At 39.9% G+C, this 16,435-nt stretch carries 14 protein-coding genes; 7 read left to right on the top strand and 7 right to left on the bottom strand.

Going from position 1 to position 16,435, the window contains the following annotated elements:
- Positions 1-69: 69 nt before the first annotated feature.
- Positions 70-2,349: a TonB-dependent receptor gene (locus MF4642_RS02530; RefSeq protein ID WP_078425203.1), complete on the bottom strand. Its 2,280-nt coding sequence runs from the start codon at positions 2,347-2,349 to the stop codon at positions 70-72.
- Positions 2,350-2,688: 339 nt separating this feature from the next.
- Positions 2,689-4,884: a TonB-dependent receptor domain-containing protein gene (locus MF4642_RS02525; RefSeq protein WP_078425202.1), complete on the bottom strand. Its 2,196-nt coding sequence runs from the start codon at positions 4,882-4,884 to the stop codon at positions 2,689-2,691.
- Between the two features lie 275 nt (positions 4,885-5,159).
- On the opposite strand from MF4642_RS02525, the gene tig reads away from it, so the two are divergent.
- From tig to MF4642_RS02505, 4 genes are all read left to right on the top strand, one after another.
- Positions 5,160-6,491, top strand: a complete 1,332-nt coding sequence (tig, locus tag MF4642_RS02520; RefSeq protein WP_078425201.1) for a trigger factor — start codon at positions 5,160-5,162, stop codon at positions 6,489-6,491.
- A 192-nt stretch (positions 6,492-6,683) separates the two neighbouring features.
- Positions 6,684-7,289, top strand: coding sequence for an ATP-dependent Clp endopeptidase proteolytic subunit ClpP (clpP, locus tag MF4642_RS02515; RefSeq protein ID WP_004692427.1), 606 nt, complete (start codon positions 6,684-6,686; stop codon positions 7,287-7,289).
- A 28-nt stretch (positions 7,290-7,317) separates the two neighbouring features.
- Entirely contained in the window at positions 7,318-8,628 is a 1,311-nt protein-coding gene (gene clpX / locus MF4642_RS02510) for an ATP-dependent protease ATP-binding subunit ClpX (protein ID WP_078425200.1), read from the top strand.
- 158 nt (positions 8,629-8,786) lie between these two features.
- Positions 8,787-9,503: a DUF2846 domain-containing protein gene (locus MF4642_RS02505; RefSeq protein ID WP_078425199.1), complete on the top strand. Its 717-nt coding sequence runs from the start codon at positions 8,787-8,789 to the stop codon at positions 9,501-9,503.
- A 5-nt stretch (positions 9,504-9,508) separates the two neighbouring features.
- On the opposite strand, the gene MF4642_RS17105 is transcribed toward MF4642_RS02505, so the two are convergent.
- From MF4642_RS17105 to MF4642_RS02495, 3 genes are all read right to left on the bottom strand, one after another.
- Positions 9,509-9,760, bottom strand: coding sequence for a DUF2059 domain-containing protein (locus tag MF4642_RS17105; RefSeq protein ID WP_264754335.1), 252 nt, complete (start codon positions 9,758-9,760; stop codon positions 9,509-9,511).
- A 126-nt stretch (positions 9,761-9,886) separates the two neighbouring features.
- On the bottom strand, positions 9,887-10,057 hold the full coding sequence (locus MF4642_RS17100; protein ID WP_227518500.1) for a hypothetical protein: 171 nt from the start codon (positions 10,055-10,057) through the stop codon (positions 9,887-9,889).
- 103 nt (positions 10,058-10,160) lie between these two features.
- Entirely contained in the window at positions 10,161-11,687 is a 1,527-nt protein-coding gene (locus MF4642_RS02495; RefSeq protein ID WP_078425198.1) for a fumarate hydratase, read from the bottom strand.
- 657 nt (positions 11,688-12,344) lie between these two features.
- On the opposite strand from MF4642_RS02495, the gene MF4642_RS02490 reads away from it, so the two are divergent.
- Positions 12,345-12,650 (top strand): hypothetical protein, encoded by a 306-nt coding sequence (locus MF4642_RS02490; RefSeq protein ID WP_227518499.1) that lies wholly within the window; start codon positions 12,345-12,347, stop codon positions 12,648-12,650.
- A 22-nt stretch (positions 12,651-12,672) separates the two neighbouring features.
- Here the strand turns inward: MF4642_RS02490 and MF4642_RS02485 are convergent, their stop codons facing one another.
- Entirely contained in the window at positions 12,673-13,542 is an 870-nt protein-coding gene (locus MF4642_RS02485; RefSeq protein WP_078425281.1) for a helix-turn-helix transcriptional regulator, read from the bottom strand.
- Positions 13,543-13,721: 179 nt separating this feature from the next.
- Here MF4642_RS02485 and MF4642_RS02480 point away from each other — a divergent pair, with 179 nt between their 5' ends.
- Both MF4642_RS02480 and MF4642_RS02475 read left to right on the top strand, forming a co-directional pair.
- Positions 13,722-14,627 (top strand): DMT family transporter, encoded by a 906-nt coding sequence (locus MF4642_RS02480; protein WP_078425196.1) that lies wholly within the window; start codon positions 13,722-13,724, stop codon positions 14,625-14,627.
- Between the two features lie 109 nt (positions 14,628-14,736).
- Positions 14,737-15,246, top strand: a complete 510-nt coding sequence (locus MF4642_RS02475) for a DinB family protein (protein ID WP_078425195.1) — start codon at positions 14,737-14,739, stop codon at positions 15,244-15,246.
- Between the two features lie 55 nt (positions 15,247-15,301).
- Here the strand turns inward: MF4642_RS02475 and MF4642_RS02470 are convergent, their stop codons facing one another.
- Positions 15,302-16,312 carry a hypothetical protein gene (locus MF4642_RS02470; protein ID WP_078425194.1) on the bottom strand — a complete coding sequence of 337 codons (1,011 nt, stop codon included), beginning with the start codon at positions 16,310-16,312 and terminating at the stop codon, positions 15,302-15,304.
- Positions 16,313-16,435 lie beyond the last annotated feature (123 nt).

The following is a 16,435-nucleotide window of genomic DNA, read 5'->3' as shown; positions in this document are numbered from 1 at the left end:
ATAAAAATAGCCTCAATGAGAGGCTATTTTTATCAAATCTCAGGATGAAGAGAGATTTTAGTTATAAACTTAGTATTTGAAGTTTAGAGACAGTACTGCGCTACGACCTTCTGCTTCAGTTGCATAGTGAGATGAATATGCTTTAGTGAAGTAGCGTGTATCAGCCAAGTTGTTGACATTTAACTGAAGGTCAACATTTTTGTTTACGTTGTAACGTGCCATAGCATCGTAGCGAACGTAGCCTGGTACCCATTTGGTATTTGCAGCATTGCCATAGACTTTGTCCATCGCAATTGCGCCAGCACCTAAAGTCAACTGTGGCATGACTTGGTAAGTGGTCCAAAGTGTCGCAGAGTTCTTAGCAACGTTTTGAACTTGCTTACCGTCATTTAAACCAGTGCCATCATCCACTAATTCGCTGTCCAAATAGGTATAACCAGCAGATAACGCCCATTTTTCAGTGATATTACCGTTTACACCCAATTCAAAACCATCGACACGTGTTTCACCAATATTTTTGGTTGTACCGTCATCAGCTGTTGCACGTGTATTGGTTTTTTCAGTACGGAAAATGGCTGCAGTTAAATTAAGTTTGTCATTCAAGACATCCCATTTAGTTCCCAGTTCCATAGTACGGACTTCTTCAGGTTTTAAGTTCTGAATAGCTGCTGTAATACCTTCTGAACCATCACCACCATCCACACCGACTGGATTTGATGAGGTTGCATAACTTGCATAGATCGAGCCATTTTCGACTGGTTTGTAGACTAAGCCGACTTGGTAATTGACAAAATCAGAGTCATTTTTAATCGTTACTTGATCGCCAGCTTTTGCTGTTGGTGGGTTTGCAATAACAGCACTATTACGTGCGCCATACGTCATGGTCTGCTTCGCAGAATAATCATCCCAACGAAGACCTAAATCTAAAATCCATTGCGGGCTAAATTCAATGCTATCTAGGAAGTAAATAGAGGTATTTTCATTTTCAATGTTATAACGGTCAGCGCCTTCAGTACTGATGCTGCCTGTCCATGGGCCACGATTCGGATTTTGGACAGAAGTACACCAGCCTGAACTTATTGAATCAGCTGGGGTACAGTTTTGATATTTATTCCCAGTTGTGTTGTCGCCATTAATAATATATTGGGTACGATCAGTTTCTTGGTCTGAATACTCAGCACCTAAGTTAAAGCTGTGCTTTAAGCGACCTGTATTAAATTTACCCGTTAAAGCCAATTGGTCTGTAAAGGTCTCAGTATCGGCTACACGGGAGTTTGCACGCGCCCAAACATTTCCTGTTAAAGCCCCTGTAGCACTATAAAAATTACCTTTTGAATCATCTGGATTTGTCCAAAGGTAGTCATTTTTAGATTTGTTATAAACAGCGGTATTGCTAAGGGTTAAATTATCAGTAAGATCATGTTCAAGCTTGATCGTTCCTGATTGGTTTTCCTGTTTTTGGAAATCACGATCTTTCCAGCCGTAATACATGCCTTGTTCAACATCGATAGGTTTACCATTGCCATTTAAGCCTACTTTAGGACTTGTAGCAGAAAATGGGTTGTTATATGGAATACCTGAATCAGGGGTATCATCAGTTTTGAGGTAGTAGTAGCTTAAAGTTGCACGCGTGTCGCTGTCTAGACCAAAAGTAATACTTGGCGCAATACCTGCACGTGCATATTCAGTACCATCTTCTTGACCCGCTTTGTCGTTGTGGTGACCCATTACGGCAACACGAGCAGCAATACCATTACCAAAATCTTTGTTACCGTCTAAAGTAATACGTTGGTAATCATCCGTTCCTGCACCCACAGAACCTTCTAAAAAGTCACCTTTTTTTGCAACTTTAGAAATCATGTTGATGCTACCACCAGTTGTACCTGCACCGCCCATAGCAGATGCAGAACCTTTGGTAATTTCAACTTGTTCAATCGCAAACATTTCGCGGTTTTGCGAAGATGAGTTGCGTACGCCGTCTACGTACATTGAACTTTCAGAGTTATAACCACGGATAAATGGACGGTCACCATTTGGGTTACCACCTTCACCTGCACCAAGTGTGATCCCTGGTACTGTGCGTAAAGCATCGCTTAAAGTTGTAACTTGAGTGTCTTCAATCAACTGTTTAGAAATAACAGATACTGACTTTGGTGTGTCGAGTAGGGGAGCAACGAACTTGCTGTTTGCAGATTTGTCTACTTTCAAACTTTGTTCTGCTGCCGCTTCCGTGTGAATTGTTTCTAATTGCGCGATTTGATCTTGCGCAACAGCATTGACTGCAACCACAGAGAGTGTTGAAGCGATTGCTGAAGAAACCAGCTTTTTACGTGTTTTGATGAAGGCCATAACGAATCTAGTTCTAGCGTTGTAAATTAGTATGCGAATAATAATGATTCTTATTTTTTGTAGCATAACTATTACATTGGAATTGTCGATGCTTGGATATATTTGTGTAGAAAAAATAAATGTAATAATGTAATGAATTTAACATAAGTTTTTGATTTTTATTTAAATTGGAAAATTAGATTATATTTTTATAATATTATTGGAATTTAAAATCCATTATTTTTAAGCTAAGTTTGAGGGTGTTTCTCAAGTGAATATGTATAAATTATGTTGGATCTATATTAGCTATGTACGAAGAAAACCCTGCCGAAGCAGGGTTTTCTTTAGATATGACTATTTTTAGAAGTCGTAAGAAACAGATAGCCAAAGGTTACGACCTGGTAGATATGTCCCAGACATGCCTGAACTAATGACCATGTAGTCGTAATAAGAAGCAGGATTACCATTGGCATCAATATAAGTGCCATTGCTTGTAAAATCTTTATCCAACAAGTTATTGACTGCGCCATTAAAACGGAGCTGATCATTCACAACATAGCTGGCACCCAGATTGAAAAGATTGTAGCCCTTTAATTTATTGTTTGTTGCATTGTAAATAATCGCTGAATCACCTGCTGTTTGAACGGTACTGTAGCGCTTACGTTCTGATTTATATTCATGTTGTAACCATAAATCCAAGGATTCATTAATATGCCAAGTTGACGTCATATTAAAGGCATTTTTAGGCACGTTATTCAGGTAAGAACCTTTGTTTTCACCTTTGGTAATTTCTGACTCCATGTAGGTATATGCTGCTTTGATATCCCACTCAGGAATGATGGTATATTTTAAGCTAAGCTCAACGCCTTTAGTTTCGGCTTCATTCGCATTTATATTTTGTGTAAATGTATCTTGAGTAATATGTGAACCGTAACTTACACAACCTGGTCGATTTGGATTTGTTGCGGAATAACAGTTTAATAAATCTGGCCCTTCAGTAATCAGATTTTCAATTTTATTGAAGAATGCAGTAGTGGTAAGGTCTAAATTACCATTGTTATAATTAAAACCAAGTTCATAGTTGGTAGATTCTTCTGGTTCTAAATCTGGTGAACCAATTCCAAAAGATGTCCCCTGACCAGAAACACTAATCACACCGTCATGTAGCTGTTTTGCGGATGGTGCCTTGTAGCCAGTACTCACACCACCTTTAAAAGTAAGTTGGTCGGTTGTGTTCCATACAAGGTATGCGCGTGGGCTGAACTGACCACCGAAGCCAGAGTGATCTTCATAACGACCACCAAGTGTAAATCCTAAATTATCAAGAATACGCCATTCATCTTCTGCGTATACCGAAAAAGAGTCTTTTTTAAAGGTTGAGCCAAATCCTGCAATGTCATCTGCAATTTTAGCTTCTTTATATTCAGCACCAAGTGTTAATTTATGATTTGCAATGGGTAGAACAACATGAGAGTCGGCCACAAAGTCAGTATTTTCTAAAGTACGATCTGCGCCTTCACCTACATTGTTTTGGAAGGTTCTAAACGGAATAGTTCGACCGAGAGTTTCAGTTTTAGTTTGACTCACATATGAAGTCCATTGACCAAAACTATAATCACCATCGTGACCAGCAGAAATTTGATCACGTTTAAACTCAAGTTCATCTTTATAACCTGTCGCACCAAGTCCTGTCGCTCCTCTAGGGATGCTGGTCCAGTCTTGTGTTCCTAAGCGGTTATCATCATTTTTATAGGTTTGGCTTGAGTGGAAACCGTCTATCCAGAAACTGTTTTGATCATTGAGTTTAAATGAAAGTTTTCCGCCAATATCATAGATGTCTGCTTCGCTTGGACGTGGATCACGACCTGACGTTCCAGGAATACGTTCAGATTTTTGACGGTCTAAATAAGAGCCACGTAGTTGTATTCCAAGTTTATCTTGAATAATTGGACCATTTACAACAACACTGGTTTTCCATGAGTCTGCTTCGCTGCCATGCTCCATGACATTGCCACCGATAGTGACATTGCCATTCCATTCATTACTAATTTTTTTGGTAATAATATTGATGACACCACCCATGGCTTCTGAGCCATAACGAGTTGCCATTGGTCCACGAATGACTTCAATACGCTCAATCGATGATAAAGGTGGTAAAAAGCCATTTGAGGATTCACCAAAACCATTTGGTGTGACATCTGAAGAAGTCGTTTGACGACGACCATCAATTAAAATCAGACTATAGTTATTGTCTAAACCACGCATGCTAATATTCAAGCCAGAAGTTTTACCGATTCCATTACGAATATCGATACCTGGTACATCTGCTAATAGGTCTGCAATGCTGGTTGCATTTTTCTTTTCAATATCTTCTTTCGTGACCACGCTAATTGAAGCTGGTGCATTTTTAATATCTTGTTCAAAACCCGCAGCTGAAACCACAATAGTGGAAAGCTGATGGGTAGATGAATCTTCAGTTGTTGTTTCTGCGAAAACAGGAGCGGTGATTGCCCCAAGCAATGCCAATGAAAGAGGGTGTAGATTAAACTTACTCATAACTAGAGTTCCAATGATGGACGAGAAAAAAATTGAAAAAAACGATCAAAAAGTTAGCGCGAATATTAATGGTAATATTTATCATTTGCAACAAAAAGACATAAAAAATATAATACTTTGCGCTTAATCAGTAGCGATTTAAAAATATTCAAAATAAAAAACGATAAATGAAGAAAAAAATATGTGGTTTCAATCGGGTGTTTTGTATATCGTTCAATGTTGTCATATAATGTGGCACTTTTTAAAATTGTTCTTACCAAAAGATTGAGGAAGCCATGCAAGTAACTTCTGAAGCGGTTTCGGGTGTTACCCGTCGTTTAAATGTATCTGTACCGACGAGCCGTGTTAACGAGCAGTTCGAAGCTCGCTTAAAACGCACTGCTAAAACTGTGAAGATCAACGGCTTCCGTCCAGGTAAAGTGCCAGTAAATGTTGTTCGTCGTGAATATGGCGCGGGTATCTACCAAGAAGTCGTAAGCGACATTATTCGTGACACAGTATTTGAAGCGATCCAACAAGAAAAAATCAATGCTGTTGGCATGCCAAACATTGAAAAATCTGAATTAAAAGACGACGCGCTTGTATACGAAGCGACTGTTGAAGTTTATCCAGAAGTTAACGTGAAATTTGATGGTTTAGAAGTTGAACGCAAAGCATCTGAAGTAAACGACAAAGATGTTGATCAAATGATCGAAAACCTTCAGAAGCAACGTGCTTCTTGGGCTGAAACGAAAGGCATGGCTAAAAAAGACATGCAAGTAACTTTCGACTTTGAAGGTTCAGTAGACGGTGAAAAGTTTGAAGGTGGTTCTGCAGAAGACTTTAAACTTGTTTTAGGTTCAGGTCGTATGATCCCTGGCTTCGAAGACGGCATCGTTGGTATGAAGAAAGGCGAAGAGAAAGTTGTCGATGTAACTTTCCCTGAAGATTACCAAGCTGAAAACCTTGCTGGTAAATCAGCTCAATTCAAAATCACTGTGAAGCTTGTTGAAAAACAAAAACTTCCAGAAGTTGACGCTGAATTCCTTAAAATCTTCGGTCTAACTGAAGAAGAAGGCATTGAGAAGTTAAAAGCTGACGTTCGTAAAAACATGGAACGTGAAGTGAAAAATGGTTTGCGTAATCAAGTGAAAGGTGCAGCTTTTGATGCGCTTGTAACTGCAAACGAAGTTGAACTTCCTGCGTCTATGGTTGCTCAAGAAGTTGACCGTCAACGTCAACAAATGATTCAACAGTTCACTCAGCAGTTTGGTGCTCAAGGTGCGAAAGCATTTGACTCAAGCATGCTTCCAGATGAATTGTTCAAAGAACAAGCAGAAAAATCTGTAAAATTAGGCGTACTGGTAAGCAAAGTTTTAGCTGATGCTAAAATCGAAGTAGATCAAGCCCGTGTTGATGCTTACATCGAAGACATGGCTTCTTCTTATGAAGATCCAGCTGAAGTGATCGAATACTTCAAAAATGACAAACAACAACGTTCGCAAATCGAAGCTGTTGTGTTAGAAGACCAAGTGGTTGATCACATCTTAGCGTCTGCTAAAGTAACAGATACTGCTGTAAGCTACGAAGACTTATTGAAAGAGCAACAAGCTCGTCAACAAGGCTAAGTTTAGCTAAAGTAAAAAAGGCGCTTTGAGCGCCTTTTTTATTGTGATCTGGGGTTGTAAAAGGCCTTGCGTTCACAAAGCTTATGCAAAAAATATCTGTTATTTACTTGGGAATATTTTGCATTTTCAGCAATTATCCCTCATATTGTGACTATGAGTTGAGTAACAAAAAATTTAGGAATAAGTAAACGTATGTATATTCCAACTATCGATAATGCCTTAGTTCCAATGGTTGTAGAACAGTCATCTCGCGGTGAACGTTCATTTGACATTTATTCACGTCTTTTGCGTGAACGCGTCATTTTTATGACTGGTGAAGTTGAAGATAACATGGCGAATTTGATTGTCGCGCAAATGTTGTTTTTAGAAGCGGAAAATCCAGATAAAGATATTCATCTTTACATTAACTCGCCAGGTGGTTCGGTGACTGCGGGTATGGCGATTTACGATACCATGCAATTTATTAAACCAGATGTTGTGACCTATTGTATGGGTCAAGCAGCATCAATGGGTGCCTTCTTGCTGAATGCAGGTGCAAAAGGTAAACGTTATTGCCTTGAAAATGCACGTGTCATGATCCACCAACCGTTAGGCGGTTTCCGTGGTCAGGCATCTGATATTGAAATTCATGCACGTGAAATTCTGTTCATTAAAGAACGTTTAAACCGTTTAATGGCAGAGCACAGTGGTCAAGACTATGAAACTGTGGCACGTGATACTGACCGTGACAACTTTATGACAGCGCAAGCTGCAAAAGAATATGGTCTCGTGGACGAAGTGTTATCTAAACGTCCATAAGTTTTAAAAGTTTAGAATTGGAGTGAATATGTCCGAACATCCTCAAGGACAAAAGCATTGTTCATTTTGCGGTAAAACGCAGTCTGAAGTTGGGAAACTGATTGCAGGCGAGGACGCGTACATCTGTAATGAATGTGTGGACGTATGCTTAGACTTGGTGCAAACCAGTCAACAAGTTGAGTCGGGTGACTGGGCTGCAAAACCCTTGCCTAAACCTCACGAAATTCGTGCGGCACTAGATCAATATGTCATTGGTCAAGATGTGGCAAAGAAAACCTTGTCAGTTGCTGTCTATAACCACTATAAACGCCTTAAAGCGACACATGGTGGACATAAACACGACGATGCTGTTGAAATTGCGAAAAGTAATATCTTATTAGTAGGGCCAACAGGTTCGGGTAAAACCTTGCTTGCGCAAACCATGGCGCGTCTGCTCGATGTTCCATTCGCTATGGCTGATGCAACGACACTTACCGAAGCCGGTTATGTCGGTGAAGATGTTGAAAACATTGTACAAAAGCTTCTACAAAAAGCAGACTACGATGTAGAAAAAGCGCAAAAAGGTATCATCTATATCGACGAAATCGACAAGATTACCCGTAAGTCTGAAAACCCATCGATCACGCGTGATGTGTCGGGTGAAGGTGTACAGCAAGCGTTACTGAAAATGATCGAAGGTACGGTTGCCTCTATTCCACCTCAAGGTGGTCGTAAGCATCCGCAGCAAGAATTCATTCAAATTGATACTTCAAATATCTTGTTCATCTGTGGTGGGGCATTCTCAGGTCTTGAGAAAATCGTACAGCAGCGCCAAGAAAAAGGTGGAATCGGCTTCACGGCTGAAGTGAAGAAGAAAGATGAAGGCAAGAAATTGTCTGATTTGTTCCGTCAAGTTGAAGCGACAGATTTGGTGAAATTTGGTCTGATTCCAGAGTTTATTGGTCGTTTACCTGTAATTGCGACTTTGGAAGAGTTAGATGAAGAAGCTTTGATGCAAATTCTGACTGAACCGAAAAATGCATTGACCCGTCAATATCAACATTTGTTTGATATGGAAAATGTTGATCTGGTTTTTGAAGACTCAGCACTACGCGCTGTGGCGAAAAAAGCCTTAGACCGCAATACGGGTGCACGTGGCTTACGTTCTATTTTGGAAAATACGCTGCTTGAAACCATGTATGATTTACCAAGTCGTACCGATGTTGGTACGGTTGTGGTGAATGAAGACGTGATTAACGGTACGGCTGCACCATTATTTAAGCCAGAGCGTTTACCAAGAATCGAACAGAAAGATACAGCTAAAGTTGATTTAAAAGTGATTAATTCAAAGTCCGCTTAAGTTGTTATTCATCCGAAACGTGTGAAAATCGAGTGTTTTCACACGTTTTTTTATATTCAAAAAAAAGAGGGAATGCTACTCTGCATCAATAGGCTGGGATGCCTAGATTAAAACTAAAAATTCAGTATCAAAATAAAAATACGTCGTGAGGAATAGTCATGCGTGCAATGACGATTACGCTTTTAAGCAGTTTAATTTTATTGGGTTGTCATGGAAAAGTGACAGTTGAACAACCTGAATTAACATCAACCCTCAGTCATGAGATTGATTTTGAACACGATCCAGGTATGGTCGAGCAGTATCGCATTGGGGTGTTTAGCGTAGGTGGATGGGTCAACCAAAAATTAGGACAGCGTTTTCAGCGTGTCCAACCCCAGCATGAACAAGCCGCGATGGTTTATCTGTATCGTCCAGACTCAAAATGGAATCGACAAGAAATTGTGGCATCGAGTTTATTTATCAATAAAGAGCGCATTCCAAGCCTGCTGAACAATCATTACTATTGGGTCGAATTACCCGCAGGGACTTATCGTTTATCGAGTAGTCGGCCTTTGGGTATTAACCATTTTCAAAAGCCGAAATATATCGATTTTAGCGTAGAAGCAGGGCAGTCTTATTTCATCAAGTACGATGAAGAGAACTTATCCACACGTCGTGATGTTTCGGGGCCTTTGGCGGTTATCCCTGAAAAAATTGCGATTCAAGAAATTGCATTTACCCAGTTAAAGTCGAACAGCTACAACTTTGTCGCGGAAGATCAACACACGGGTGAGCTACGAAAGAAAGCGCAAAAACTTAAACCTGCCAAATATGACCCAAGTGAAGATGTTCAGCTGATGAAGCCCTTTAAGCTGTGGAATCCTTTAACCTGGTAAGTGAGCTACTGTATTTTTTTGGTTTGTTCAAATAATGGTGTCAGGGTCTTTTCAATTTGACGATTCATTTCCTGTTGAATAGCCGGATCTTGCATCATTTCAGCAGACATGGCGATGCTATTGCGCATGATTTCACTCATCATTTTGCTGCTTTTTTTATTGATAGACTGGCCTAGAGGTGTTTCGAGGAACTGAATGTTGGCCAACACTTCCTCTTCGGTAAAGGTCTGCATATAGACATTTTTAAGCATTTGCATAAATTTCGGATCTGAAATCAATTTACTGCTAAATGATGCCGTGATTTCAGCGATTTGCTTGGCTGCTTTTTGTTGTTCAGCATTGAGTGTTGAGGTTTTAAAAATATTCTTAATAATTTCTTCGGCTTATTGGTCATAAACGGGGCGCATTTCTTGCTGCGATTGCGCTAATGTACCTTTAATATCGCCTAGTTTGAGTGCTTTTTCTACCGATGCTTCGGTCGCGGGTTTTGCAAAAGACGCTGTGCTAAGGACACATAAGGTAATACCGCAAAGGATGTGATTTAATTTTTTCATTGTTGGTCTATATCTTTTGATTAAGTCTATAAAAGTAGGTAAAAAAATACCCTTAACATGACCTTAGCATGTTAAGGGTATCCAAAAAAGTAAAACTTAAGTTTTAGCCCGCTGCAGCATCGACTACTGGAATTTTACCAATTTTGGCTTGCCAGATTTTTGGTGCTGTTGCGTGAATAGACGTACCATTCACATCAACTGCTACCGATACAGGCATGTCTTTCACTACAAATTTGTAAATCGCTTCCATACCTAAGTCAGCAAAAGCAACAACTTCAGCTTCACGAATTGCTTTAGACACAAGGTAAGCTGCGCCGCCCACTGCCATCAAGTAAGTTGCTTTGTTGTCTTTAATTGCTTCAACCGCTGCAGGACCACGGTCCGCTTTACCGATCATACCGAACATACCTGTTGCTTCAAGTACTTGGCGTGTGAACTTGTCCATACGTGTTGCTGTTGTTGGGCCAGCAGGACCAACCACTTCATCACCGACTGGATCTACAGGGCCCACGTAGTAAATGAATTTACCTTTTAAGTCGACAGGAAGTTCTTCACCACTGTTTAGCATGTCTACCATGCGTTTGTGTGCAGCATCACGACCTGTATAAATTGTACCGTTTAGAAGCAAAGTGTCGCCTGGTTGCCAAGCGTTCATTTCTTCTTGGGTAATGGTGTCGAGGTCAACGCGCTTAGAGGTTGATGAATCCCAAGTGACTGATGGATAGTCTTCAAGTTTTGGTGCTTGAATGTGTGCAACACCTGTACCATCAAGTTGGAAGTGTGCGTGACGAGTCGCTGCACAGTTTGGAATCATACCCACTGGTTTGCCCGCAGCGTGACATGGGTAATCTTTAATTTTAATATCTAGAACTGTGGTTAAGCCACCTAGGCCTTGCGCGCCAATACCCAGTGCGTTTACTTTTTCGAAGATTTCCATACGAAGTTCTTCGATTTTATTTTCAGGGCCACGACGAAGTAATTCGTCCATGTTGATTTCTTCCATGAGCGATTCTTTCGCAAGCATCATGGCTTTTTCAGCAGTACCACCAATACCAATACCCAACATACCTGGTGGACACCAGCCAGCACCCATAGTTGGAACAGTTTTAAGTACCCAATCCACGATTGAGTCAGATGGATTTAACATAGCCAGTTTAGATTTGTTTTCTGAACCGCCACCTTTTGCCGCAACGGTAATATCCACTTTGTTGCCTGGAACAAGTTTGTGATAGATCACAGCAGGGGTGTTGTCTTTGGTGTTTTTACGACCAAATGCAGGATCAGCCAGAACTGATGCGCGCAGCACGTTTGAGTTTTCTAAGTAACCTTGACGTACGCCTTCGTTGATTGCATCGTCTAAGCTCATAGTTAAATCAAATTTAACATCCATGCCCACTTCAACGAATACGTTGACGATACCTGTATCTTGACAGATTGGGCGGTGACCCTCTGCGCACATACGCGAGTTAATTAAGATTTGTGCAATCGCATCTTTCGCCGCTTGGTTTTCCTCACGATCATAAGCACGGCTCATCGCTTGGATGAAGTCTTGTGGGTGATAGTAAGAAATGAACTGAAGCGCGTCTTTGACCGATGTGATCAAATCATCTTGCTTGATAATAGTGGTCATACAAATATCTCTTGAGCGGGCTGATAGCTAGCGGGCTAAATTATAAGACAAAATGCCGAGGTTGTGGATGTTTTGCGAAGCCTTTGGGCGAAAGTTTAATAGTTGAACAATATTGACGAGAAAATGAGGTTATAAACGGTGGTAAATATGACAAAAAAGCCTGAATTTAATGAAATATTTCATGTCTAAATTGGGATTATGAATATGATTTATTGTTTAAGATATTGAATATAATGTAAAAATAATAATATTTGAAATATGACAGCACTGTCATAAAGTTGTCATAAAACTTTCGCATAATGCATTCATCAAACAATAGGACATCGAACATGTTGACAGGTTTAGTGATGGCTGCGGGCTTTTGTGTATATATCGCAGCGACTTGGATGTACGGTCAAAAAGAAGATCAGGCTTAAGCTTTATCTTCTTTTTTTTGTTTTAAGCTATCTTCAAATCTTCAAATCTTCAAATCTTCAAATCTTCAAATCTTCAAATCTTCAAATCTTCAAATCTTCAAATCTTCAAATCTTCAAATCTTCAAATCTTCAACTAGCTAAAAATTGTTTAACGCCTTAAGATTCCAGTTTCAAATCTTAAAAAAATACAATGAAATACTATTCCTCGACTTCAGCCTTGCTATTTATAGGATGCTTTTTCTTGTGGTCTATTTTCCTGTTTTATTTAATGGCTCAAAAGCATGCAGGCAATGTCATTGTCGAAGATATATTTAAATTTAATTTTTACTGCATGATGCTTGCAATGTCACCTTTGCTTTTGAAAAAAGCTCCGCCTAAAAACGATGTCGAGATGACGATTTTTGAAGAAAAGCAACATATGGAAATGCGCCATCAAGTCCTGAGCCAATCTGCTCAAAAGCGTCGGAAAGCTTATTTGATGAGTGCTTTTTTCGGTTTTTTAATGTCGAGTTTAATGATGAGCTTTATTTTGATGTTAGATAAATAAGCTGAATGTGAGTTTATCCGATCTAATTTTTCTCACTTTTTCGCATTTGGGATGGAGAGTAGCCAAAGTACTTTTTAAAGCGATGACTAAAATGGCTGCTGGAGCTAAATCCATACTGTTCCGAAATGTCCGTCATATTGGCAGATGTGTGCTGTAGAGCTTGGTGTGCCAGTTCAAGTCGACGTTGCATCACATATTGGTGTGGCGGCATGTGCATAGATTGCTTAAACATATGAGCAAAATGATATTCACTGAGCTGAGTTTGCTCGGCCAAATCCGACAGGGTCAAACTTTGCTGAATATGCTGATCAATCCATTCTAATAACTGTTTCAAAGTATACGGGGACAGCCCGCCTTTGACTTCAGGGACTTGCCACTCGGTATGGCTATAATTTTTAATTAGATGGTTGAGCAGAAGTGTCGTGGCAGTACTCATCTGCAAGTGATTTTCCCTGTTCTGCCAAGCCTCATTGAGTAAAAAGTGCCGATAGATCATGGCAATCTGTGGGTCGGCCACGAAACTTTGCGGATTTAAAATAATTTGGCTCGGCTCACGATCCCACACCTGTTCGGCGACACGTTGTAAATGTTGCTCGGTGTAGTACAGATGCACAAAAGTCAGTGGGTCGCGCAGATCCCATGTTGACTCAAAGTCCTGTGGCATCAAGCACATATGATCTGGCCCACCGCCATTATGCCAACCTTGAGCTGTCTTTTGATAACTGTGATATCCCCCTTGAATGTACATACTAAGGGTATGGTGGTTACTACAAACACTGACGCGGTCTTGGTTGTTTTGCCACATGGCCAACTGCATGCCCGAACCCAGTTCGACCGAGTCGAGGAGTTGAGCTTTATGTTGTTGTAATTGATCTAGAATCTGATATTTCATCATCTATACGCAGTGCCAAATGGAAGATTTAGTGTAGGACTTTGATTTCATTTTGTCATCTATATCCGAAAATCAGTAAAAAATCACAAGTTTATGATAGTGACCACAAGAAGGTGCAAGAAATGAGAAACCTAAACCAAGCACAATAGCGTGAGTGGTTTGAGTTTGGTTTAAAGAGTATGAATGCGCTGTTATATGCTTTGGTTGTGGTGATTTGGGGAACGACATGGATTGCGATAAGTCTGCAACAACAAAGTGGAATATCGACCAATGTAGCCGTGTTTTGGCGCTTCTTTATTTCGGCTCTGGTGTTGTTTACTTTTGTTGTGTTGTGCCGAAAACTGCAAAAGCTGGCTGTAAAAGACCATCTATTTTGTATGTTGCAAGCGTGCTGTATTTTTGGTTTTAACTTTGTTTGTTTCTATTATGCGGTTCAATATATCAGCAGCGGTTTGGAGGCTGTTATTTTTTCGATGGCGGTCATTTTTAATACCCTCAACGCTAAACTGTTCTTTGGACAACAGGTTTCTACCCGTTTTTATCCTGCGGCTTTGTTGGGTGGACTGGGGATCATCGCCTTGTTTTGGCATGATGTGATAGGGAGTACCTTAAATAATCATACGCTGATGGGGATTGGTCTTTGTGTGTTGGGAACCTATGGTTTTTCATTGGGCAATATGATCAGTGCGTGTCATCAAAAACAAGGTCTGGATATTTTCACTACCAATGCTTATGGCATGCTATATGGTTCAATTCTTATGGCATTGATTGCTGGATTTAAACAAGACGAGTTTTTCCCTGCTATGGAATTCAGTGCGGTGAGTGCTTTATTGTATTTGGCTATTTTTGGTTCAGTGATTGGCTTTACCGCCTACTTCTATTTGGTTGGACGTATTGGTGCGGGTAAGGCAGCTTATAGTACTTTGTTATTTCCTTTGGTGGCTTTGGTGATTTCGACCATCTGGGAAGGGTATCAATGGCATATGAATGCGGTGATTGGGGTGATTTTGATTTTATGTGGTAATGCAATTTTCTTTATCAAGCCGCCCAAGTTGAAATTCAGTCAAATGTTGAAGCGAAGTTAGGTGTGCGCAAGAAAATCTAAAGTGATTCTACCTTATAAATTAAAGATTTAGGTGTTTTTCATTCTTTGTATTATGCTCATTTTAGAGGACTTCATGCAGGGCTTTATAAATGGATTTAAAAATGTTTGAATTATTCGCTCGTTACAACGTGTGGTCTACTCAAAAATTAAACCAAGTTTTAAAAAATGTCTCTGATGAAGATTTCAATGCTGAATGTGGACTTTTCTTCAAAAGTATTTCTGGAACGTTGAATCACTTGCTTGTTGGTGAGCATTATCTATGGTTTCCTCGGTTTTCATCGAAACCATCTCCTACATTGAAGTTAAATACCATCGTAGAAAGGGATAAAGATAAACTCATGTTTGAGTTAGAGAGCAGGGCTTACAACTGGATAGATTTTTTAAAACATGTTGATGTGGAAAAATTTGGACATGATTTACAGTACAAAACATCAGCCGGACAAGAAATGAGTCTGCCCTATGCTGCTACATTATTGCATGTGTTTAATCATGGAACGCATCACAGGGGGCAAGTGACAGCGGCTTTAACTTCAATGGGTTATCCATGCCCAGAGATTGACATGGTATATATGTTGATAGAAGAAAATCTGCCCGTTTAAGAGAGCTGCGGTTGGTTTTGTAAAATAATGGAATCGAGCTGATACGATGCCCCAATCATGATGCTGTATTGGCTTTAATCCGAAGCGCTTCCATCTCAATCTCAACCATTTTTTGAGAATTGGATCGTTTCTTTTGCAACTCCTCAAACTTTTGTTTATCTGGCGAGGTGGATAAGATAATTTCACCCATTTCAATTTGAAGATTATTGTCTTTTTTGAGCTTCTCACGGGCTGCGGCTACTTCTGAGCTTTTGAGAGACACCATATCGTAATTTTGATTCAGACTTTGAATGCGCTTGTTTGATTTTTCAATTGCAGTTTTTAGAGCACGCAGATCTTTTTTTTCCATCGCATGTTTTATCTCCCATATTGAGTTTTCTGCTTCTTGTTTAGCTGCACTTGATTGTGCCCCGAGCGCAATGAAGTCATGTTTGATGTCTGCTGCATTATCTTGACTCAGATGTGAGGTGGTCTGCGGTGCAGTACGAGCCGCGACATGGGGTTCGGTATTTGGTTTTGGTTGTTGTCGTGTGTTGTCTAATGCCCCTGAATTCAGTTGAGGGTACACCATCTGTTGTAAGGCTCTCATTTCACTGACAGAACTTTGTTGTATGACGCTGATTTGCGCTTCTAATCCGGTGATGCGATCCATCTGTGGTGGATTTTTAGTATCTTCTTGTGCAAGCTCAACACCAAGTAAATGGACTTGCTTAAATTTTTCACGTAACGCAGCGCCTTCTTGGCTTTTGAAGTTTGTTGCATCTAGTGCAGTATTAAACGCAAGAGAATGGGTTTTCAGTTGTTCTAGCAGGGCGGGGATGGTATCGACTTCTTTATTTTGACGAGCCGCTTTAAGTGCATCTTGTACGTTCAAAATGGCTTGAGAGTTTTTATTCGAAATCTGATCTAGGGCATCAAGATCCGCTTTAATGTCAGCTGGATTAGCTGTACTTAAGTTTTTATATGCTGTGGTTGAGTCTGACGGTGTTTGGTGCTGCTTAGATTCATTACATGCTGTCAGTGAAAATGTTGTCACTATTAGAATTGGAAGCAATTTTTTATTCATTATGAGACCAATGATTTATAATGTAATTATATCTCTTGAGTATATTGTTTAAGTGTCTGAAAAGTAAAATCTTTCTGTTTTATCTGTGTTTGGGATATGTTCGTAAATATATAGAAGTTAAGC

The organism is Acinetobacter sp. MF4642, from assembly GCF_002018925.1.
GTDB lineage: Bacteria > Pseudomonadota > Gammaproteobacteria > Pseudomonadales > Moraxellaceae > Acinetobacter > Acinetobacter johnsonii.
The sequence above is the reverse complement of the archived record's forward strand: the minus strand, read 5'-3'. Positions and strand labels throughout refer to the sequence as shown.